The following is a 24,485-nucleotide window of genomic DNA, read 5'->3' on the forward strand; positions in this document are numbered from 1 at the left end:
CCTAGATATAAATTTTTGCGTTAGAAATTGGTATTAGTCTACTTTAGTAGACTTTAGCTATTAGCCTGGGAATTCATTCCCAGGTGGTTAAGCAGCGAAGTGAGGATTTATTAATTATGTATAATTATCAAAATTATAAACTAAGGTTTCATTTGTACTCAGAAAAAATATTTGCATCAGCATTAAGTTGATTATTACCTCTAAAAACTTCTAAAAATATGTATAAATTTGCTGCGGCTTATGAGCAGGAAGAGATTGTATTTGGTGCTGCAAAACCAGGATATAGCCATGAGCAGATTCAGCAATGGATCGAATTTATGCAAAGCCAAAATATTCAACGTGTTTGCTGTTTACTTGCTCCTGTGCAACTAAATAAATATTCAGATTTGCTCGGAATATATCAAGATAAATTTGGCAGTGAAAGGGTATGTTGGGCACCAATTGAAGATTTTCAATTAGTCAGTCGGGAAACTTTACAAGAGAAAATTTTACCTTTTCTATTATTAGCAAATCAGCAAAATGAAAAGGTAGTAGTTCACTGTGCTGGAGGAATTGGACGCACGGGACATGTTTTAGCTGCTTGGCTAGTTAGAGGAAGAGGATTTTCCAATCAAGCAGCAATCTCAGCAGTGAGAAAAAATGGTAGAAATCCTTATGAAGCAGCGATTGCGGCTTTTTTGAAAGGTCGAAATCCTTGGAAAGTAATTGCGGAGTTAAATGCACTGCTTGATGATTGTCGCCAAAATAGTCAATAGTTAACATATTGGCAGTTGAATGCAGAACTCGCTACCTTTACCTAACTGAGATTGTACTTCTAAACTACCGCCATGCTTTTCTACCACGATTTGCCGAGCGATCGCTAATCCTAAGCCTGTACCTTTACCTACGCCTTTAGTGGTAAATAAATGGTCGAAGATTCTCGCTTTTATATCTTCGCTCATCCCTTTGCCGTTATCCCGAATCGAGATGAGAACTTGATTTTCTAGCATTGCCGTGCGAATCGCGATTTTTTGCGGATGGGCGGCTATTTCTTGATATGATTGAGTTTTCGCCATCTCATCGAACATATCAATGGCATTAGCCAGGATATTCATAAATACCTGATTTAATTGCCCTGGAAAGCATTGTATTGCTGGTAACTCGCCATATTCGGTAATTACTTGAATGGCGGGACGGGAATCATTAGCTTTCAGGCGATATTTCAAAATCAGTATTGTGCTGTTGATACCTTCGTGCAGGTTAGCTCTGACTTTATACTCAGTATCAGCACGGGAGAAGGTGCGGAGGCTGGTGCTGATAGACTGAATGCGATCGCTTGCACCTTGCATAGAATTAAGTAACTTTGGTAAATCCTCGCTTAAATATTCTAAATCAATGTCTTGTGCCTTTTCTTGCACAGGTGCGGCGGCATCGGGATGATATTGTTGATATAGGGCGATATAGTCGAGTAAATCCTGGACATATTCTTGGGCATTATTAATACTGCCATTCAGGAAGCCGATGGGATTGTTGATTTCGTGGGCAACACCGGCAACTAAGTTACCCAAAGATGCCATTTTTTCACTCTGGACTATTTGCAGTTGTGATTGTTCTAGTTTTTGGGCGTAAGTTTGTGCTTTTTGATAAAGTCGGGCATTTTCTAGAGAAATCGCCGCCTGAGTGCAGAGGAAGTTAAGAACGAAAATGCGATCGCTAGTAAATACTCCACTAGTTGAGCGATTTTTTAAGGATACAATGCCAATTAATTGTCCGTGGCTAATAATTGGCAAGCATAACAAACTCTTTGGTTGTTGACGAATAAGATATTCATCTATAACGGGTAAATCTGTTTTGAGATTGTCAATCGTTACGATTTGTTGCGTGTTCTTGACATATTGAATCAATTTTACAGGTAGATTGGAATTACCATCGAGTGGTTCTGAACAAAGTTGTGTAGTTTCTGGTGTAGCTATAGCGACAACTTGCCATTCACCCTCAGAATTAGGACAGATTAAAGCACAGCGATCGCCCCCGGAGTTTTGTAAAATAATTTTTGTGAGTTGATGTAGTAAATCATCAAGTTGCAGAGTGGCAGATAGACTTTGAGAAGCTTTGATCATAGTGGCAATATCAATAGCGTTATTGATGTTTGTGCTATGACCTAGGCTAGATTCTGAGGTATTCAGGGAAATATCTTGTGTAATTGTGCTTGTCAAGCTTTCCCACAGTTTCATGGGTTGGGAAACTGACTGCAGAATCGGACGCAGTAAATGAGGATAGCGATGTTCTAAATCGTTACTTTTTGCTTTCGCTCCCCAACGAGCATAGCAGTAGTAGGCTTCCTGCATATAGACAGCAGCAATTTTTTCTTTGCCCCAACCAAGGTAGAATTTAGCAGTAAGTTCATTAGCGATCGCTTGTTCTAGGATATAGCCATTTTCTTGAGCTAAACAAATAGCGCGATCGTAAAAATCAATTGCTTGCTGTGGATGTCCTAAAACACGCTGTTCTTCAGCACAAATCAAATCATATCGGTGCTGACAATTCATGGGTGCATAGGTAGCCCAATTTTGCAGCTTTTCTTTAGCATCGGCAATTAATGCCCATAATTCATTTGGTTGAGAATTTGCTGATAACTGGGTGAAACAGGCTAAAGCTGTATAAAAATACAGTATTGGTACATTTAGCATCCCAGTACCGCCCCCAGCATTCAGCTTTGCTTGTTGACAATGATAAAATGTCTGGTCATGGCACTCGAATAAATAGGTTAAAGTTACTTTGCACATATGGAAATGCCATAACCCCGTTTTGTCGTTAGCTTTTTCCAGATTGGCTAAAGTTACCCCTTCATCAAAAATTGTGCCTACTAATTTGGTTGGGTTCTCACATTTTCCTAAGAGATTGGCAACGGTTTGATGGACGATATGCAAATAGCCTAAAAGTGCTTGTTGTTTGATGTTTGCCAAGCCTATGCTGTAAGCCTGACATTCTGTTTCTAAGGCTGTAAGTTCTTTACCGACAAAATAAGCATGAAAGGCGTAGGTATAACCAGAATAGCCAGCATAAGTAAGAGCGCCAACTTTTAGTCCCAGGGTATAGGCTTCTTGTAATGGTTGTAGAGTTGTCGCCGCATTTTTCACCCAGTGAACAGTAAACTTGCTGGTCATGTATAAAACTTTAGCAGCATATTCCTGATTATTGAATTTATCTACTAACTGTAAAGCCAGTTGACCAAATTCATAACCTGTTTTGATATCACCAACTACACCACAAAGTAATAATCCATAAACCACATATCCAAAGCTGGAGGCGGGAATATTACCGTGGGTGACTGATAGCTGCACCTGCTGACAGCAAATTAAAGGATACAGGGATGGAGATGCTAAGTAAGTAGCTCCACTAATCTGGACTAACATTCGTAGCAGTGCTTGGAATTGAGGCGAAGTCATCACAGGTAAGTTTAACAGCTCATCTGGAGAACGTCCTGCCAATTGCTGTCGGGTTTGCTGGAGAAAATCAGCAAAATCTTGTTTATTCGGCTGACTGGGAAATTCAATCCCAAAAGATTTGAGAAAGTTTAAACCCGTGGTAACAGCTTTGGTAAATTCACCTTGGCTTGTGTAAGCATCAATTTTAATTTCATACACCTTGGCAGCATCCAACAAATTCCGAGCTTGTTGCAAGACAATTTCCGCCAAAGTTTCCATCTGTGCCAAATCTGTATTCAGATACGCAGCTTCAGCCGCGCTACTATAGCAAGCTAATGCCAAATCATACTGAGTTTGCCAGCTATCAGTCGGCAGTAAATTACAAGCATATTTTAAGCAATAGGTGGCAGTATCATAGGCAGTAGTGGCGATCGCTTTTTGTCCGGCTCTTAAATTCAGCTCTACCAGCCTTGCTTGCTCTAGGGTATCATTGATGAGCGTACAGCCAATATTCAATTGGTTGACAATATCAAAAATTTGCTCCTCTAATTGTTCTGCAGATGTATGGTTTAATAAGTGACGACCAATGCTAAGATGCACAACCTGTTTCTCTTGTTGGGGAATCAGGGAATAAGCAGCTTGCTGGACGCGATCGTGAAGGAATTTGTAAACAACGGTAATTCCATCACTGTAGTTATCATTTAAACCATCCCCTTGAAAAAACTTGTAGGTTTCACTGATGGGTAAAATGAATCCTTCCTGTAACCCTTTCCACAAGTCAGTTGCTACCTGCTGCGGCAATTTTTCTGAAACGATCGCCAAAGTATTCAAGTCAAATTGATTACCAATACAAGCTGCCAGTTTGAGGATATTCTGAGTCTCATCAGGTAATTTTTGCAACTGCTTGGCCATGAACTCTACCACATCATTGGTTAATGCAGCCTCGCGTACCTGAGTAATATTACATTGCCAATGTCCAGCCTGGATATTAAAGGTAATAAATTGCTCTTGATGCAGAGTTTTGAGAAATTGCGTAGCAAAAAAGGGATTCCCTTGGGTTTTTTGATAGACTAATTCTGCTAGAGGTTGTGCCAATACCTCAGCACATTTGAGCATATCCGCCACTAATTGATTCAGGCTGGTTCTACTCAAAGATGCTAAGGTAATTCTGTTGATTGTAGCTTTTACTTTGCTGACTTCGTTTAAAGTCAGCATTAACGGATGGCCGGGAAATACTTCGTTATCCCGATAAGCCCCAATCAGCAGTAAATACCCCTGTTCCCTCTCACTCATCAACAACTGCATCAATTTTAAAGATGCGGCATCTGCCCATTGCAAGTCATCCAAAAACATCACCAAAGGATGTTCTTTTGTCGTAAAAACTTGAGTAAATTTCTGGAACAGCAAATTAAACCGATTCTGCGCCGCCGTACCCGATAGTTCTGCTACAGGTGGTTGTATACCAAGAATACATTCCAATTCCGGGATGACATCAATAATTACTTGGGCATTCTCTCCCAAAGCCTCAAGAATCCTGGCTTTCCACGCTTGTAATTGAGTATCCGATTCTGAAAGCAACTGTCCCATTAAATCCCGAAAGGCTTGGACAAAGGCAGAGAAGGGGATATTACGATTATACTGGTCAAATTTACCTTTAATAAAATAACCCCGTTGCCGCACAATGGGTTTATGAACTTCATTGACAACCGCCGTCTTTCCAATTCCAGAGAACCCAGCTACTAGCAGTAATTCTGAGGTACCGTTGCTGACTCGCGCAAAAGCATCTAATAGTGTTTGAACTTCTGCTTCTCGTCCATAGAGTTTTTCCGGGATAGAAAAGCGATCGCAAATATCCCGTTGCCCAATGATAAACTGTTGAATATGTCCTGTTTGCTTTAACTGTTCTAAGCAAATTGCCAAATCGTGCTTTAAGCCTAAAGCACTTTGGTAGCGGTCTTCGGCATTTTTACACATTAACTTAGCGACAATTTGCGCGATCGCTTCTGGTATTTGGGAGTTAATTTCGTCTACCCTGGGTGCAGGTTTGGCAATGTGACTATGCACCAGTTCTAAAGGATCGTTACTAGCAAAAGGTAACTGTCCCGTCAACAATTCAAACAACGTCACACCTAGACTATAAAAGTCTGTACGGTAGTCAACGCCCCGATTCATCCGCCCGGTTTGCTCTGGTGCAATATAGGCTAATGTGCCTTCTAATACATTAGGGTGCTTGATTTCTTCGTTTTCTTTCGGTAATAGGGAAGCGATACTAAAATCAATTAATTTGACTTGTTGCGATTCTGGATGAATCAGAATATTAGCGGGTTTAATGTCTTTATGAATTACCCGATGTTGATAAAGCTCATGGAGAATATCGGCTAGTTGTAGAGCGATCGCTATTATATCTGATAGTGTTAATTGATGCTTGCGGCTATATGTTGATAGCGCCACACCACCAAAATCTTCCATCACTAGGGCATAGCTATTGCGATATGGTATCAGGCGATCGGGACGAATCACACCAGAAATATTCAAGTTTTTAGCAATAGTATATTGGTTGCGAAAACGTAACAATTCGCTGAAGCTAGGATAATCTTGTTGTAGCAATTTGATGACAACCTGACGCTGGCTTAATTCTTCCACTGCTTGATAAACAATCGTCCGAGAACCCACATATAATTGCTCAACGATTTTATAGCCAGGAATTTCGGGGAATAGATTTGTGTAGGTGCTTGCCGCCCGTGTCATATTATCAACTAAAAGTATGTAGGAAATTTATCTCATCGTTATACTTCCCACAAAATTTATAAATTCAACTATTACATCGTATTATGTATTAAAAATTCAAAAATTCTTTCTCCCCCTGCTTACCAAAGTGGTTGTATATTTTTTTAGTTGGGAAGTATCTTAGAAGATGTTTTAAAAGTCCTGTCGTTAGTAGCAAAAAGTTTTAGATCCCCCTAAATCCACGTCACTTGCTACAACGGGGGGAACCCCCGCAACGCAGGGCTGCCCCTTAAAAAGGGGGACTTTGATTGTATTTCCCCCCTTTTTAAGCGGGGTAGGGGGGATCGATTAGTATGAAGATACAGCCTTCTAAACTGCGATCGCTGCAATGGGGATTTTCTGCAAAATTCTCCCTAACCAAGCACCCCCAATACTCGCTACCCCAAAACCAACTAAGATAAATACTGGGATACGTAATCTCTAATTTGAATGCAGTGCTAACCCAATTATACCTAACCAATAACAAAAAATCTGTAGGGGCACGGCACCGACAATCTTTTGGTACATACAATAATTTTACTGGTGCCGTGCCCCTACGACAGATGTGGTTCTCTGATCTCAATAACTAGGAACTAAAATGCAACCGATATCTCAACCCGATCCAGTACGTTTAGAAATATTTAAAAACCTTTATCAATTTATCGCGGAACAAATGGGAATTGTGCTGCAAAATACAGCAGCATCAGTGAATATCAAAGAACGCTTAGATTTTTCCTGCGCTATCTTTGATGAATCTGGATTATTAGTAGCTAATGCTCCTCATATACCTGTACATTTAGGCTCAATGAGTGAAAGTGTCCGCAGTTTAATTAATGATAAGAGCAATAATATTAAACTGGGAAACGTGTATTTATCAAATAATCCCTATAACGGCGGAACTCACTTACCCGATGTCACAGCCATTACCCCTGTATTTTTGGAAAGCGGTGAAAATAATCTTTCCCCCATGCCCAATGCCCAATGCCCAATGCCCCATGCCCAATGCCCAATGCCCATTTTCTACGTCGCTTCGCGCGGACATCAAGCAGATATTGGCGGAATTACTCCCGGCTCGATGCCTCCCCATAGTACCACGGTAGCAGAAGAAGGTATTTTATTTGATAATTTTTTATTAGTTGAATCGGGTAATTTTCGCGAAACTGCAGTCAGAGAAATTTTAGCCAATCATCCCTATCCGGCGCGTAATCCCGACCAAAATATTGCTGATTTTCAAGCTCAAATTGCCGCTAATGAACGGGGAGTACAAGAACTCCGCAAGATGGTTGAGCAATATGGATTAGAAACTGTACAAGCTTACATGAAATTTGTCCAAAATAATGCAGAAGAGGCAGTAAGAAGGGCAATTTCTGTCCTCAAAGATGGGGAATTTATCTATGAAATGGATAGCGGCGCTAAAATTCAAGTTAAAGTCACAATTAACAGAGAAAATCGCAGTGCAATTATTGATTTTACTGGCACATCTGCCCAATTAAACAGTAATTTTAATGCCCCTAAAGCCGTTACCCAAGCCGCAGTTTTATATGTCTTCCGAACTTTAGTTGATGATAATATTCCCCTAAATGCTGGATGTTTAAAACCTTTAGAAATTATTGTGCCTGAAGGTTGTATGCTCAATCCTACCTACCCAGCCGCAGTAGTAGCGGGTAATGTAGAGACATCCCAGACTATTGTTGATGCTTTATATGGTGCCTTAAGTGCGATCGCAGCTTCTCAAGGAACCATGAATAATTTTACCTTTGGCAATCAACGCTATCAATATTATGAAACCATTTGCGGTGGTTCTGGTGCAGGCGCTAACTTTCATGGTACTGATGCAGTTCACACCCACATGACAAACTCCCGCCTAACTGACCCAGAAGTTTTAGAAACCCGCTATCCTGTATTGGTAGAAAGCTTTAGTCTGCGTCCTGATAGCGGTGGTAAAGGAAAGTATTCCGGTGGTAATGGCGTGATTCGTCGCATCAAGTTTTTAGAACCGATGACAGCGAATATTCTTTCTAATCATCGCCGTGTTTCTCCCTTTGGCTTAAATGGTGGGGAACCGGGAAAAGTTGGATGCAACTGGATACAGCGTCAGGATGGAACGCAAGAAGAGTTAGATAGTACTGCAACTGTTGAGATGGAAGTGGGAGATGTTTTTGTGATAGAAACACCAGGGGGAGGGGGTTTTGGTGATAGCTAAAAACAGCGACTTTTATAAGTTTGAGTCGATTATTCATAAGTTTGACTTGATTTTTTAGCTAAAAGTATAAGTCTTTATTAGTTTGAGTCAATCATTTATAAGTTTGACTGGATTTTTTAGCTAAAAGTATAAGTCTTTATTAGTTTGAGTCGATTATTTATAAGTTTGACTCGATTTTTTAGCTAAAAGTAGCACCCTTTATAAGTTTGTTTGCAGTAGAAACCCTAAGTAGGGGCACGGCATCCACAGATTTTCGGTAAATCCGATATTTTATCTGTGCCGTGCCCCTACGACCTATTGCATATTAATAATGATAAGACACGGCATCCACAGACTTTCGGTAAATCCGATATTTTATCTGTGCCGTGCCTTTATAAGTTTGTTTGCAGTAGATACGCTCAGTAGGGGCACGGCATGGACAGACTTTCGGTAAATCCGATATTTTATCTGTGCCGTGCCCCTACGACCTATTGCACATTAATAATGATAAGACACGGCATCGACAGACTTTCGGTAAATCCGATATTTTATCTGTGCCGTGCCCCTACTGGGAAAATTATTTGCTAATTTTATAGGTAATGTGGGTTCAAAAATATACATCTAAATCTAGTTGTGCTTGTGGGTGATGCGAAGGGTTTTCTTCGTCCTCTGCCCATGCAAAAGGATTACTGAGAATATATTGGCGTACATTATCCAATCCATCTTGCCGGATAATGCTTTCGTAATAATTGCGTTGCCAAATAGGAGGATATGGCCTTTTTCGCATTAGGTTTATTCGTTTGGTAACAGCTGATTTAAAAGCACGAATAATTGTAGGAATAGAACCAGGAACAGGTTTACCAAATTGTTCTGCTGTTGGTTGCCGGGGCACGGCATCGGTGATGATGAGAATACCATGCACATGATTTGGCATAACGACAAAAGCATCTAATTCGATGTGAGAAAACCGACGCGGAAGCGCCTGCCAAAAGGTATAAACAATTATCCCCAATTGATTATGTTGCATTTCCCCATTCATGACATCGCCAAACCAACATTGCTTTTTATAGGTACAAATCGTTGTGAAATAAGCTCCGATTTGGGTATAGTCATATTCTGGTAAACGAATAGAACGGCGATGATGTTTTTTGGGGTTGTATGCCATCCCAATTCTCTTAAGTAATAATCATGAATAACCAGTATATTATATTGCTAAACTGGATGCATCGTAGGGGCACGGCACCGATAAAATTGCGGTGGGAACGAAAGACTGCCGATGCCGTGCCCCTACGGTAAAATTACAATGTTTTGCGATCGCACCAATGTTTAAGGATTTTGAGAGTAGGCAGAGGCGATCGCCATCTGTGCAATTATATGAATTAATGCCAAACCTCACGCCAGCGATATGCAACAACAGAGACGCGATGAATCGCGTCTGTACAATTTTCATTTGTCCCCCTGCCCCCTGCTCCCTGCCCTTTAAGTAACAAATAAGTAATAAATTACACTTTTCTTGATAACAAGACTTATTATATAAAGCCGTTGGGTTGTCAAGGAGGTGGTGCATGACAAGATTCAAGATTTTGGCGGAAATTTGCGGAATCTGATTTTTTCTTGTGTTTTTATGTCATGTCCTAACATTAAAATATCTGGCGATGCTACCTGTCCCTTCTCAACAGAACTATCCTAAAAAATAGAGTAGAAAGTTTTCGGAATTAAAAAAATAGGGACAAGCAACTGACATTAATTTTTTTGTTCCTTTGTCTGCCATCAGTTAGTCAAAAAAAGGAGAATATCTCGGATGGCTCGAAATAAGAAGAAATCTACTGGTTTTAACTGTAAACATCCAGGCTACTCTAGATGCCCTATATGTTGTATTATTCCCCCACATATGCTGGAAAATGTTGCCGTAAATGGTAACCCAGAACAGCGTAGTTGGGCTTTTCAAACATTAAATGTTTCTGCACAATTGCGCGGTAGAAGAAATATAGTAGGTGCTATCTCCTTTGCACCATCCCCAGGTGTAAAGCGCCGCACTATTTATGATGCTCAATTTTCAGAAAATTTACCTGGTAAATTAGTACGGGGTGAAGGCGATCCCCCAAGCACTGATGAAGCTGTAAATGAAGCTTATGACTATGCTGGTGCGACATACGACCTGTTTTATGAGATATTCGATCGCAATTCTATTGATGATAAAGGACTGCGTTTAGATTCTACCGTCCATTACGGCATTAAATATGATAATGCTTTTTGGAATGGCGACCAAATGGTTTATGGTGATGGTGATGGTGAATTATTCCAACGCTTCACTAAATCGATAGATGTGATTGCCCATGAATTAACTCATGGTGTGACTCAATATGAAGCTGGTTTACAGTATTACGCTGAATCAGGGGCGCTGAATGAGTCATTTTCTGATGTATTTGGTGCTTTAGTTAAGCAAAAAAGTAAAAATCAAACAGCAGAAGCAGCCGACTGGATTATTGGCGAAGGACTTTTAGCACCAGCAGTCAAAGGGGTGGGTATTCGTTCCCTGAAAGCACCAGGAACCGCATACGACGATCCAGTTTTGGGTAAAGATCCCCAACCAGCATATATGAAAGATAAATATACTGGTACGGAAGATAACGCCGGAGTGCATATTAATTCGGGTATTCCTAACCATGCTTTTTATCTAGCGGCTGTGGAGATTGGCGGCTATGCTTGGGAAAAAGCCGGGAAAATTTGGTATATTACTTTGCGCGATCGCCTGCGTGCTAATGCTAATTTTAAAACAGCCGCCAACACTACAATTAAGGTAGCTGGCGAACTGTACGGTAACAATAGTAAGGAACAAAAAGCTGTACAGAATGCTTGGCAAAAGGTAGGTGTAATCAAATAGTCAATGGTTAGAAATTAGGACTTACGCGCTGAACACAAAAACCTTCACAAGGGTTGTCAAAAGTCAAAAGTCAATGGTCAAAATTCAGATTTTTGGACTATGGACTATTGACCATTGACAAAAAGCATGAAAAATATCTGACACTGCGTAAGTCTTAGAAATGCTGAAGTTTTCATCACTCATCATTTAGCATTCAGCATTTATACTAAGTTGTCCTTTGTTGTTACACTGGAAGATGACAGTTAAAATCTTCCAGTTTTTTATTTTCCCATAGATAGGACAACGGAGAGGAAACAATGCGGATCTCCTTTGAACGCACAGGCGGCTTTGCTGGAATTAGCAAGAAAACAACCGTGGATACAGCGACTCTCCCAGCCAACGAAGCCCAAGAACTACCTATACTGGTGGAAGCGGCGGGTTTGTTTAATTTACCAGAAAAAATTACTTCACCTAATCCCCAGAGCGATCGCTTTCAATATAAATTGACAGTAGAAGACCAAGGTAAGCAACATACAGTCACAGTGAGCGAAGCTGCATTACCAGGAACCTTAAGACCTTTAATTGAGTGGCTTAATCAAGTAGCTAGGCGTCCTGGGTGAACCACCTACACCGCCCGATTAAAGTATGAGGTAATTTGTTGCATCACTTCTACTAACTCAGCAAAAGATCCTGGTCTAACAATATAGGAACTAGCTCCTAAGGCAGTTGCTTGGTTAATATCTTCAATTTCTCCAGAACTGCTGAACATAATCACAGGTAGTTGCGAAAATTCTGGTTGTTGTTTAATCCAGGCAAGTAATTCTATCCCATTCATGCGCGGCATTTTAATATCTGTCAAAATTAACTGAGGTAAAGGAGATTTTTTCAGATAGTTTACGGCTTGTTCTCCATCTTCAACTGCTTGAATTTGAATATTGAGTTTCAGCTTACTCATTGCCCGCTTAATTAATAATATATTTCCTGGCTCATCTTCTACTAGCAGCAGCAAATTCTGCTGAGTATTACTCATAGTTGTTAACTGTTGATTGCTCAATGATTTTGTTCTGGAGTGGCGATAATTTTACGCCTGTAACAGAATACTAGAGTTCATAGTCACACACTTCTGTCTAAAGTTTGGTCATTGCTCAGAGACGCGATAACCCTTGTCTGTACAATTGTCATTGGTCATTTGGGTATAAATCAGAACTTAAGCTTTAGCTATCATACCTGTCAACTTAACGTGAAACCCTTGCCAAGGCTCGATTTTTACCATCGCCTACCATTAAGCTCCGCGTTACCCCACCCCAGTTTTGTCTAAAGCCAAAACTTCCCCTCCCCGTTTACGGGGAGGGGTTAGGGGAGGGGTAAAAGGCTTGTGGGGTAAGCGTTTTAACTGTCTGAAAATGTCTTTAATTTTGAATTTTGAATTTTGAATTTTGAATTGGTATTAGTTCTAGCCAAAAACGGCTACCTTTTCCTAGCTCGGACTCAACGCCGACGCGCCCGCCTAGACGTTCAATACCCTTTTGGACGATCGCAAGTCCTACTCCCGTACCTGAATAGGTATCTGAGCTATGTAGCCGTTCAAATACGCCAAAAATTCGTTCTTGAAATTCGGGTTCAATGCCAATACCATTGTCTGCAATCCAGATGCGAACCCAATCTTGGCGTTTTTCTGTCCAAACTTCTATTTGTGGTTTTACACCTGTTGCTACATATTTTAGGGAATTTGTCAATAAATTAATTAGGACTTGAGTTAAGATGGTACGCTGGGCAATTACCTGGGGTAAAGGCTGGGTTACGGTAATTTCGGCTTGTTTGGCTTGGCGTTCAGGTTCCAATTGCTGGAGAATTTCTGAGACAAGAGTTGTTAAATCAACGATTTGCAACTGAATTTCTGTTTGGCTGAGGCGGCTGTAGGCGAGTAAGTCTTGAATTAACCGATCCATGCGCTGGGCAGAATCGGCAATGTGGCGAGCATATTCATGTCCGAGTTCGTCTAAACGATCGCCATTATCCTCAACTAAGGCTTCAATTAAACCGCGAATGGCGCGTAGGGGCGATCGCAAATCGTGAGATACGCTATAAGCAAAGCGTTTTAATTCTTGGTTAACTTCTGCTAGTTGGGCGGTGCGTTGTTCTACTCGTTGTTCTAGGGTTTCATTGAGTTGCTTGACTGCTAATTCTGCGGCTTTGCGAGCGCTAATATCTTGAATGACACTAATAAAGTAGTCGGGAATTCCCCCAGGTTGTCTGACTAAGGAGGCTGTTAAGTAAATCCAAATCAGAGAACCGTCTTTACGAAGATAACGTTTCTCCATTGAGTAGGTTTGAATTTCTCCTACTAGCAACTGTTGCGCGTAAGCTAAATCAATTTCTAAATCTTCAGGATATGTAATTTCCTGAAAGGTTTTCTGGATTAATTCTGTATGGGAATACCCGACAATATCGCAGAGTTTTTGGTTGACTCGCAGCCACCTACCATCCAATGCTACATGGGCAATTCCCACTGCGGCTTGATTAAAGGTAGCGCGAAACCTTTCTTCGGCTTTTTGCAGTTCGCTAACATCCCAAAATGCACCAATCACGCCCCGCACGTTACCCGCATCATCGAATAATGGCACGGAGCGACTATCGAGAAACTTGACTTCACCATCATTAAAGACAAATTCAAACTTAGCTTCTACACTTTCCCCGGTTCTGGCTGCTTTCTGCATGGGTAATTCTGGGGGAGGAATATCTACACCATTTTTTTGAATTTTGAAATCAAAGGGATATTCCCCAGAAGCAGGTGTAGCTGTCATGATTCCCCCTGGCTGTCTGCGTATCATGGTATAGGCGGCGCGGTTGTTTGTCATCACATGACATTCGCGATCGTGCGCAATCCAAACGGCGACGGGAATCGCTGCTAAAAATATTTCTAATTCTTCGGCTCTGGCTCTGGCGCGAGCTTCACTTTCGCGCAGGGCAACTTCGGCTTGATACCGCTCGGTAATATCTAATACATTGACAATGCGATAAAGGATATTACCCCACTCATCTTTAACAACCGTGATATCAATAAATACTGGAAATATTGTGCCATCTTTACGAAGATGTTTTGATTCATAAGTCAGATGTCCGGTTTCGTTCACCTGTTGGATAAACATCCGCGCCTGTACATGAGATTCAGGGGGAAATAATTCTAAAATTGGTTTTCCGATTAATTCTGCTACTGTATAACCATGCATTCGCGCAAAAGCCGGATTAACTAATTCAATTACCGCCTCTCTACTAATTGCTAAGGCATGTTCGGCAAATTGAAAGATATCTTGATATTTTTGTAAATCGGCTTCGGCTTGTTTGCGCTCGGTAATATCAATAGCCATTGTCATTACCATTTTACGGCGATCGCGCAATTTACCCAGAGGAGCAGAATAAAAATCCCATAGGCGTTTTTCTTGGGTATTAGTTGTTACATAATGTTCCCCTTGGGGAGTGCGTTCTGTTAATTGATATAATCGGGCGATCGCATTCTGCATTTGTGCTTGACGCAAGCCATAAGCCTTTTCTGTCCAATCGCCAATTGTGGGGATTTCTTCGGGACGATACCCGGTAATTTCTGTCCATGCATGATTAATTTGTAACACTTGCCCATCTTCAGCATGGAGAATAATCGGCAAAGGTGCGTCTAAAATCGCCCGCCGGAAACGTTCTTCACTTTCCTGTAAAGCTGCTTCCGCTTGCTTGCGATTGGTAATATCAGAGCGAATGGCAATATATTGATATGGCTTACCGCGATCGTCTAGAAACGGTACGATAGTTGTCGCTACCCAATAAAAGCTACCATCCTTGGCGCGGTTTTTAATTTCCCCTTGCCAAACTTCTCCTTGGGAAATCGTTTTCCACATTTGGGTAAAAAAGCTTTTGGGATGATAGCCAGAATTAATAATTCGATGGCTTTGTCCAATTAATTCTGCTGGAGAAAATTGGGAAAGTTCGCAAAATTTATCATTAACGTAGCTAATAATTCCTCTGGCGTCAGTAATTGCCACAATTGAGGACTCATCAAGGGCAAACTTAATATCTGCTAATTCCCGCAAAGATTGTTCTAAAGCTACATTAGTTTGGGATAACTCGGCTGTGCGTTCTTCTACACGCATTTCTAGGCGGGCGTAGCTATCTCTCAAAGCTGACTTGGCTAATTGACGCTTGAGATCCACCTGCACTAATCTTTGGGCGCAGTACCAAGTTAAGCCTAAAAAAGCCACGACATTTCCCGTAACATGGAGAGAAAGCCCAAAAGCCTCATCAAACCAGCCAATCTTTTCTCCCAACAACTGCAACCATCCCAAAATAAAGGGAATCGCCACCGCCGCCGGTATCAGCACCCTGGCGGTAATTCCCCCGGCGGTATTGCTGACAAACAAACTCATCCATCCTCCCTCAGGAGCAGCAAATAATATACCCAGTGAGAGAATAAAAAAGGCGATCGCTGTATGTAGAGCAGTAAAAGTATAAAATGCTAATCCAAATATCGGTTCAGCGCCGTAAGTATAACCAATGACTACTTGTAAGGTAATTAACGCGGTAACCAGTGCTAATATTTGCACCAGTTGATAACGAATAATTCTCCCCAGCAACAGCCACAAAGCTATACCCATAAGGGTAAAATTCAATGCTGTCACCGGAGCCATTCTTCCAGGGTTAGAAGTAGCGATCGCTCTTGGTTCGTCTGTAAATACTAATTGATCTATCCCCAGGTTCCAGCCAAATGCATACTGACTGAGATTCAGCAGTCCTAGTAAGGTAATAAATAAAGCACAACCTTGAGCTAATCTTCGTTTACCTGAGCTAGTTGATTGTAAAAAATATAACCCCATTCCGGCAAACACAAAGCCCAGTGCGGCATTAGCTTTCATCGTTACCCACTGAGGTAAAATACTTTTGATAGTAGGAATATCAAACACCCAACCCAGCAGCACAACGCAGCCGATCAACACAACGCCAAGGCTGCAAACCTGGGAAGTCTTTTTGAGCGCAGTTAACAAACCGCGATCGCCCTGAGCAATATCCATAGTAGCTTCCAACTCCTATAAAATAGGGGCGCTGAGACTAGTACTCTGACAACTCAACTTTACTGGGTGAATCATTTTTTTACTTCTCTTCTTTACCTCTTTCTTAGCGCCCTTCGCGTCTTCGTGGTTCGTTTCTTTACCCCTTAAAGTTGGATTGCCAGAGTACTAGTAATTTGTATTATTAATTATAAGGGGTAAGTTTCTTCTTCTTTTCACTACCCTGCGGGAAGCCGCTATGCGTCTCGGTTTTTTGTCAATCAAAATTTTGGCAATAAACTACTAATTGAAAACTAAAAAGATTTGCTCAGATTAGGTTTTGGTTAAGAGTTGATTGCGGAAAATTTAAAGTAATCTGTCATAGAGAATTTATCGCGATTCTCTAAAATAGAGCAACCCATTCACAACCGGAAACTCAGATACAGCCTGAATTTCTTAATTTTGAATTGTGAAATTTGAAATTTGAATTGGTATTAGATGTTCTATGTGATACTCTTCTGTCAAAGCATCTATGAAAATTTAGCTTTTGTGTCTGGAATATTCTCTCTAAATCAGCAAAAAACCTATGTATAAATTCCAGGTTATTGCATACACACAAGCGGGTGAATCTATTGCTCTAGTGGGTTCTACTCCTGAATTGGGATTGTGGGATATTAGCAAATGTATTCGCCTTTGCACAAGTAGCGATCGCTATCCTTTATGGTGGACAGAGACAGAAATCGATATTCAGCCATCTTTACCATCTAGGGAACAGCCGCAGGTGGAATATAAGTATGTCTGTCTCGATAGCAAAGGTAATGGGCGATGGGAGGCTTTAGGCGCAAATCGTTGGCTACCGCTCAACTCTGATAAGCAGTCTGGTACTATAGTTGTAGATGATGGCGCTTTTGGTTATTTGCAGCCTTACCCCTTTGGTTTTATTGAACAGTCTGCTGTTAAGAAGCCTTTAGAATCAGGTGATGCAGGTTTAAAAATTGTCGTTATTGGCAGTTCTGTAGCTGTAGGTCATAGAGCTTGGTTGTTAGAAGGTTGGGTTTGGCAATTAGAACAGGCTTTATCGGCAAAATACGGACACAGACTGGTAAATGTCTCTGAGGTAGGAGCGAATGTCAGCAGAACCATCGCTCGATTTGCTTCAGCAGTCACCCCAGAACAACCAGATATTGTGATTATTGCTTTGTCTTTGGGGAACGAAGGGTTAGCTTACTGTCCCCCTCACGAACGGCGCGCGGTACAGCGACGCTTTGAAAGCGGCTTACAGCAGCTGGTGAAAATGACGCGCGCATTGGGAGCAATTCCCATTCTCGGCGGAGTTTATCCCAATAATGACTATAATTCAGAACATCACTGGCTGTTGCAAGATACCCACAACCGGATGTTGAATTGGGGTGTGCCTATAATCGATTGGTTAGCATTACTAGATAACGGACAGGGACGCTGGCGAAAAGGGATATCCTTCGATCCAGCTCATCCTAACACTATTGGTCATCGCCTGATGTATCAAGGGATCGACTTGAATTTGTTTCAAATTGACAAAGACGAACTCGCCAAACAAAAGCAACGTTTTTGGCAACCAGATGAAGTACCGATTTATCTTGACAATGCAGGGTTTTATGTCTGTGCTTCTATTGAGGAGAAGCGTTTGCGAATCGTTAATCCTTCAAAATATAGCTATACCATTGCTCCCTATTGGCAAGAACTGCAAACTGTACTGCAAAGTAAAGCCGGATTGATTCCAGGAATCTACATTGCCAAAAATCCCCAGAAAGGAACGCTTCCCTTTTTTGCAGTGCCGGAAGATGGCGCGATCGCTACTTTGGTAGAAATTCCCCCTGGTGCTGAGGTAGAATATGTGGCGGCGTTTAATCTGTTTGCGCCCAACAACGCCCAAGTTTTATTTTATGACGGACATCTGGGACTTTTGCAAGCCGACGAGCAGCAATTGTGGGCGATCAATGAATCAGATCATGAGTATAATATTCAACCCATGTGGCAGGAGGTACGGAGCGCCCTCAAAGCTCTGCCAACGGGTGTTTATGAAGACCCTCTACATCCCGATATTCCTTTCCGGACAATGATGATTGGCAATTACGGGTTAGAAAGTCGGGTAAAAATACCAGCTAAATCGGCTGTATTATTTCAATATAAATGTAAATTATCAGACATCAGCCGTGTAGGGATAATTCCCCTGGGCGATCGCTGTGCTGTACGGATGATGTTGTATAAAATGGAGTATGATGGCCCCGCTTTTCCCTTTGATTTAACGCGCACTACCAAAATTGCAGATATTGCAGATATCATCGAAAATCGCTTTGCTGATATGTGGAATCCAAGCTTTCTGCATTACAATCCAGAAGCAGGTAGAATTTACCACAGCAAATGGACGGGTTTATCCTTTGCCCATGAAGTTGAGGATACAGACGATCCTGTAAATAATATGTCTCCCGTTCATGGAAGAATGCGCGATCGCTACCAGGCGCGATCGCAAAGATTTTGGTATAGTATTGAAAATTGCGACCAAGTGCTTTTCGTCCGTACAGGAATTAGCGATCGCGCTGGAGCGATGGATTTACTAAATAAGTTAGAAAAGCATTGTCAGGGTAAGCCATTTCAGTTACTCCTGCTTTCTCCCCAAGCTAGCGATGAGTTTTTAGGACTACCTCGCCTGCTGCATTATAATGTAGAGTTCAATCCCGATCGCATGTATGATGACTTGGGACATTGGCTATATTGCACAGAAGTAATGCGGGGAATTCTGGAATCTATTGGTGTTTCTAGCAAAAATCTCTTTTGGTGTCCGCCAAATCCTCCAAAGGATAAGTTGAAAGGTTAGGAGCTTTTTGTATGATTTGGGGTGATTTTGGAGCTTTGAGGCGAAATAAGCGTTCTGTGTTTCTTAGTCATCCCATTTTTTTAACGCAAAGGTGCGCTAAGGTATGCGCTAAGGTACGCAGAGGATGAGTAATACCAATTCTCCAAAATATGACTACACGTAGGCAGCAGGGGGGCAGGGAGCAGGGGGCAGGGGGACAAGGGGGACAAGGAAGAATAATGACAAATGACTAATGACAAATGACTAATGACAGCCTTTAGCAGCTATCTTTGCACCACCCTACTTAGAGTTAGCGAAATAGTTCAATTACTGATGGCTTGGTTACTTTTCCCATTGCGTTGCGCGGTAATTCTGCAACTGTCAAAATTCGGGTGGGGATTTTATAAACTGCTAATTGCTCTTTTGCCCATATGCGAAAAGATTCTAATGTTAACTGGCGTTGGGGTTGCAATACTAAAGCCGCACAAACTCGTTCACCCCATTCTGGATCGGTAACTCCTACGACTGCACATTCTTGAATATCTGGATGGGTTCTTAATACTTCTTCAATTTCTAAGGCGGAAACTTTATATCCTCCGGTTTTGATGATATCTACGCTGATTCTGCCTAAAATGCGGTAGTTACCATTTTCAACTACGGCGAGATCTCCAGTACAAAACCAGCCATTTTGAAAAGCTTTGGCGGTTGCTTGGGGATTTTGCCAATATTCTAAAAATACTGTGGGGCCTTTGACTTGGATTTCTCCTGGTGTTCCTGGTGGTACTAATTCTCCACTTTCATCTACTAATCTTACTTCCACTTGGGGCAATGGTTGACCTACATATCCTGAGTATCGTTGAGCGTGTAAAGAGTTGGATAGCGCCATACCGATTTCTGTCATTCCATAGCGTTCTAGCAAAAAATGGCTGCTGATGCTGCGCCACTTTTCTAAAACTTGAACTGGTAAAGCTGCGGAACCAGAAACCATGAGGCGCATTTTCTCACAACCTGCTGTCATGCTTTTTTGGCGTTCCTTGGTAGCGTTTTCCCAAGCAGCAATTAGTTTGACATAAATTGTTGGGACTGCCATAAATAAGGTGAAATCACCCTGAGAAATTCGGTTCCAAACAACTTCAGCATCAAACTTACTCAACATATGACATTCTGCTCCAGCCCATAAAGCACAAGTCAGAACGTTAATAATTCCATGAATATGATGCAGGGGTAATATATGTAAAATGCGATCGCTTGCTGTCCATTCCCAAGCAGCGATTAAGCTAGTTACTTGGGCTTGGATGTTTTGATGAGTTGTTACCACGCCTTTGGGTTTCCCTGTTGTTCCGCTAGTGTAGAGAATTAAGGCGCGTCTGGTAATATCGACATCAGGGAGAGGATTAACAGAATTTGGCAGAGTATCTGAGGTGAGGATAAATCGCAAATTTTTTTCAGTGGCGATCGCGCGTAATATCTGCTCATAATTGGGATGAGCAACAATAATTGATGCGCCTGAATTTGTAATTACATAATCTAATTCTGGTTTTGGGTGAGAAATACACAGAGGTACAGCGATTCCGCCAGCGCGCCAAATCCCCCACTGTGTAGCGACATACTCAAACCCTGGTGGAATCAGAAATGCAACTCGTTGCTCTTGTAAATCTGCTGTATTTTTGAGAAGATGTGTTGCTATTTGACTGGAAGTATGCAGCAAATCTCTATAGGTAAATGCTCCTTCATTTGTTGCGATCGCTATTTTCTCGTTATGTTCTTGAGCAAGAGTAATTAACGGGAGATTTACTGGCATAGCTTACATTCTCTGAGGGTAGATTGCAAATTGCAGCAGTCAAGATAATTGTAAGCTTACGCCGTGCTTTTCCCTGCTTTTTGGATTTAATCACAAGGAGGCTATATTAAACCAGATCCTTTCACCAACTGACAACTAACAACTGACACGCGCAGCGCGATAAAAAATCTTTCGCCAACTGTTCTACAGTATCGCTTGTACAATCAGCATTAAGATGCAAGCCTAACACTAAACGCGCTGTATTCTCCATCTTTTGCACACCCGTCCAAGGTCTGACAAATATCCCAAGTTGCTCAAGCTGAATAATCAAACCAATAATGTAGCCTTCTAAAATACCGCAGCATTTTTCTAGCTCATGCTCATCTCGATCGCTCACCTTTAATATCAAGAAAATTTCTGATTCTTGGTGTAAATCAATTGGCGCAAATAAAGTTGTCCATTTCTCCTCATCTGCTAAAATTCGCTTAGTCAATGTTGCGCCTCTAGCAAATTCACTTTGGATTATCTTGGCAGTAGAACGGGTGACATTACGAGCAGTATTTTGAAATGGTTCTATTGATGTAATTACAGGTAGCCAGTCTCTCGGTAGTTGTACCTGATATTGTCTACCAAAATCTGTAAGTGCGATCGCTTGTTGCCAATCACGATGATGCAAAAGTTGAAAAAAATTAGCCAGTAATTTCTCTCTGCTTGGTTCTACTTCTTTGTCAAATGTACAACAAAAAGCACAAAGTAACGCCCAAGAGAAACCACCAAGAAAACCCCAAGCATTGCCATAAATCTTTCTAGCTTTAGCCCAGGCGCGTACTGCTCGCAATAACTCACGAAAGGTGTTTAGAGAGACATATTTACTAACTATCTCAGTAATTACATCTGCTTCCCAACAACCAATAATAGCTTTTAAGCTAATTGAGTCAAGGTTTTGCGGATGTTTTCTCGCCAATTGATAGTTTTCTGCTCGTGCGTAAAGTAAATCTAAGGATATTCCCTCTAATTTTAGGCGCAGTATTGGTACTCGTGCATCTAATACTAGTTGAGTGTGACACAATCCTTGTAACCGTTGTTGAACGCTAACTAAAAACGCTTCCCCAGTTAGATAAGTGGGAATTACACACACAGCATCCAAATCGCTATCGGGACTTTGCACCCCAAGACGCGCCGAACCCAATAACTGCAATGATGTTTGAAAACCCAAACATTCTGCACAAGCTTGAGTCACCACTTCTAACACCGTATCGCGCTGTAATTGCTGTGCTGGAGTTAATTCCGGTTCCAGTTCCTTAATCAACTCCCCTAATTCACTTCCCCCCTTCCCTCCCTTGTCCTCCTTGTCCCCCTTGTCCTCCCTGTCCCCCTTCCCTTGTCCCAAATACACAAGATGTCTCACTTCAAAAGGCTCATCACCGCGACGGCTAATTAAGGCGATAGAGTCAACTGTAAAACTAACTGGATGCCATTCTGGTAACTCAGCAAACGCTGCTTCCGGGCTGGGGAATTGTCCGACGCTGAGGTGGGGTGTAAAACCTGCTTTTGTTTTGCTGCTTTGTTCGTTACATTGGGGAAACAGATTTTCCAGTATCGTCTGTAACTCATGTAATGCGGTTTCTGGCTCGACAACAGGACGCAACCATGCTGTAGAACTTTTACGGTGTGTAAATGTTTGGAAGTCGGCTAAGGTAATTTGAAATGGTTGTAGTTGAGCAAGTACAGGTGCAATAATTTCTACCGCTTCGGCAAAATAAGATTCTGGTAGAAAACCGTAGAGTAAATTAATATGAGCCATCCAACGCTCTACTCTGGCATCATAACGCTCACGAATCGCTTGGATAGCAGGTAAAACATTGTCTGGTGGAATTACAACTACAGCACTTTGATAAACTGGGCGCACTGTACTTAATGCCGAACTTAATGGAGAAGCTGGAAAAGACTTGGCAAATTTTAGAACTGCACGAATACCAAAATGATCGGATGGATAAATTTTCTCTTCTGTATCTGCTATGGGTTCACAAGCGAACAAGTCAATTGACTGTGGTTGCCAATCATGGTTTGGACTTCGTAGTAAAATGCGATCGAGTCTAACTGGTATTCCCTTTAAACTCATCAAGGCTGCTAAGGTGTTGTGTTGGGGGTCAAATGTATAACCTGCTGCATCTGGATGTAGTTTTTCCCAGATATCAACACATCCTGCACCGGTTAATATGTCTTGTTGTTCGTTACCTCGCGTATTAAAATCACCAGCTATTAAGCTATTTCCCGGTAGCTTTTGCAGATATGCAATGATGGTAGCTAGTTGATGCTGACGTTTTTCTAAAGCATTTTGCGCGTAGTCGCTGGTTAAATGTACAACTGCAACGTGCAATAATTGACCGTTAATTTGATAACTTCCTACCAATACCCGCTTGTGTCCAGAAAATTGATGCTCAACGAGTGTAAAAGGCAGACGCGACAATAATAAATTACCGTAAGGTCGCACTGTTGCGGCTGCACTGTTATCGGAGATGTAATAATTACGCACCCAATTTTGTGATAAAAGTAACTCTATCAAAGGTGGTGTAGCTTCTTGAATAGCGATAATATCCGCATTACATTGACGTAATTGCTCAACAATTGCTGGTAATCTTTTTTCTGTAGCAATTTTCTCCTTTTCGTAGAGGTCGCAAAGCACGTTAAAACTAGCGATCGCCAAATTGTCTAATTTGACATCCGCGGCTTTTTGTGTATCTGCTTGCCAACCTTGGATATCGTATTTATAAACTGGTCGCGGAGTGAATATTGCTGTGCTATTTAATATAGTGACAACGTTCTCCCCTAAATTTTCTCTAGTCTCGCTTTTCCAAGCCGCCGCAGGTAATTCTCCAGAGGAAATTAAATCTAAATATTGTTCTCGATCCCAAACAACCACATCTTGACAACGGATATAGCGGATGCGGTGAAATGGAATATCTCCATCTGTCGTCCATTGTGCGAGAGGTTTTTCTCGGATTCCTGTAGATGAAAGACGTTCTTGATAACCGACTATAAAAGCGCTGCTATCAAGACGCACATCCCAGATAATGCGATGGTAAACTTCGCGACTGGTTGCCATTTTTTTCTTTTCTGATTTTGACATTTTCAGTTTTTCTGGAGATATGTTGACAATGCAAAATTAAGAAAATGAAACACTGTGTCTTCATTTTCAAATTGCGATCGCGAATCCTCAATATGATGGATACGCGGATATCAATCAATTTTTTCTCTGAATTTTTACCTTGGCGACTGTAATCAAATCATTTCGCGACGAACTGAAACGAATCAGTCAGTTAACATTCGCCGCTTGAACCGAATTTGATTGAAACCAGGGACTACATATACTTTTACCGTAGTTTTTTTTAAGTATTACTTACATAATACATCATACTTCACCCGCAAGTAACTATCTAATTTAGGGGAAAGTAGCTGAAATAGCTGGCTGTTTGAAATATTTACCAAAAAACTGGGTCTAAAGCCCCGTCCAAAAGGAGCGGCTTTTCTTCCTGTAGTCTATCAATCCAGTCTTCAATCAGTTGAGTCATTGTCTTGCGCTTCTGCTTGGCAATCCTTCTTAATTTTTCAAGCCTTTGG

At 41.5% G+C, this 24,485-nt stretch carries 11 protein-coding genes; 5 read left to right on the top strand and 6 right to left on the bottom strand.

What is annotated here, in order from left to right:
* Positions 1–218: 218 nt before the first annotated feature.
* Positions 219–755: a protein-tyrosine phosphatase family protein gene (locus H6G08_RS29030; protein WP_190549422.1), complete on the top strand. Its 537-nt coding sequence runs from the start codon at positions 219–221 to the stop codon at positions 753–755.
* Here H6G08_RS29030 and H6G08_RS29035 read toward each other — a convergent pair whose 3' ends face one another.
* Entirely contained in the window at positions 756–6,155 is a 5,400-nt protein-coding gene (locus H6G08_RS29035) for a trifunctional serine/threonine-protein kinase/ATP-binding protein/sensor histidine kinase (protein ID WP_190549424.1), read from the bottom strand.
* A gap of 616 nt (positions 6,156–6,771) precedes the next feature.
* Here H6G08_RS29035 and H6G08_RS29040 point away from each other — a divergent pair.
* Positions 6,772–8,376, top strand: coding sequence for a hydantoinase B/oxoprolinase family protein (locus tag H6G08_RS29040; RefSeq protein WP_190549426.1), 1,605 nt, complete (start codon positions 6,772–6,774; stop codon positions 8,374–8,376).
* Positions 8,377–8,962: 586 nt separating this feature from the next.
* On the opposite strand, the gene H6G08_RS29045 is transcribed toward H6G08_RS29040, so the two are convergent.
* Entirely contained in the window at positions 8,963–9,520 is a 558-nt protein-coding gene (locus H6G08_RS29045; RefSeq protein WP_190549428.1) for a transposase, read from the bottom strand.
* Positions 9,521–10,156: 636 nt separating this feature from the next.
* Here H6G08_RS29045 and H6G08_RS29050 point away from each other — a divergent pair.
* The gene (locus tag H6G08_RS29050; RefSeq protein ID WP_190549430.1) at positions 10,157–11,239 is read left to right on the top strand and encodes a M4 family metallopeptidase; all 1,083 of its coding nucleotides are present in this window, start codon (positions 10,157–10,159) and stop codon (positions 11,237–11,239) included.
* A 296-nt stretch (positions 11,240–11,535) separates the two neighbouring features.
* Entirely contained in the window at positions 11,536–11,838 is a 303-nt protein-coding gene (locus tag H6G08_RS29055; protein ID WP_190549432.1) for a protealysin inhibitor emfourin, read from the top strand.
* Between the two features lie 5 nt (positions 11,839–11,843).
* Here the strand turns inward: H6G08_RS29055 and H6G08_RS29060 are convergent, their stop codons facing one another.
* Both H6G08_RS29060 and H6G08_RS29065 read right to left on the bottom strand, forming a co-directional pair.
* Positions 11,844–12,248, bottom strand: a complete 405-nt coding sequence (locus H6G08_RS29060; RefSeq protein WP_190549434.1) for a response regulator — start codon at positions 12,246–12,248, stop codon at positions 11,844–11,846.
* A 379-nt stretch (positions 12,249–12,627) separates the two neighbouring features.
* Complete coding sequence (locus H6G08_RS29065) at positions 12,628–16,275, bottom strand: PAS domain S-box protein (protein ID WP_190549436.1); 3,648 nt, start codon at positions 16,273–16,275, stop codon at positions 12,628–12,630.
* A 562-nt stretch (positions 16,276–16,837) separates the two neighbouring features.
* On the opposite strand from H6G08_RS29065, the gene H6G08_RS29070 reads away from it, so the two are divergent.
* Complete coding sequence (locus tag H6G08_RS29070) at positions 16,838–19,105, top strand: DUF1796 family putative cysteine peptidase (RefSeq protein ID WP_190549438.1); 2,268 nt, start codon at positions 16,838–16,840, stop codon at positions 19,103–19,105.
* A 289-nt stretch (positions 19,106–19,394) separates the two neighbouring features.
* On the opposite strand, the gene H6G08_RS29075 is transcribed toward H6G08_RS29070, so the two are convergent.
* Together H6G08_RS29075 and H6G08_RS29080 are read right to left on the bottom strand one after the other, a co-directional pair.
* A complete protein-coding gene (locus H6G08_RS29075) occupies positions 19,395–20,885 on the bottom strand; it encodes an acyl-CoA synthetase (protein WP_190549440.1) in 1,491 nt (496 codons plus the stop codon).
* A 121-nt stretch (positions 20,886–21,006) separates the two neighbouring features.
* Positions 21,007–23,970: a poly(A) polymerase gene (locus H6G08_RS29080; RefSeq protein WP_242046316.1), complete on the bottom strand. Its 2,964-nt coding sequence runs from the start codon at positions 23,968–23,970 to the stop codon at positions 21,007–21,009.
* Positions 23,971–24,485: the final 515 nt, after the last annotated feature.

Source organism: Calothrix anomala FACHB-343 (assembly GCF_014696435.1).
Lineage (GTDB): Bacteria > Cyanobacteriota > Cyanobacteriia > Cyanobacteriales > Nostocaceae > Aulosira > Aulosira anomala_A.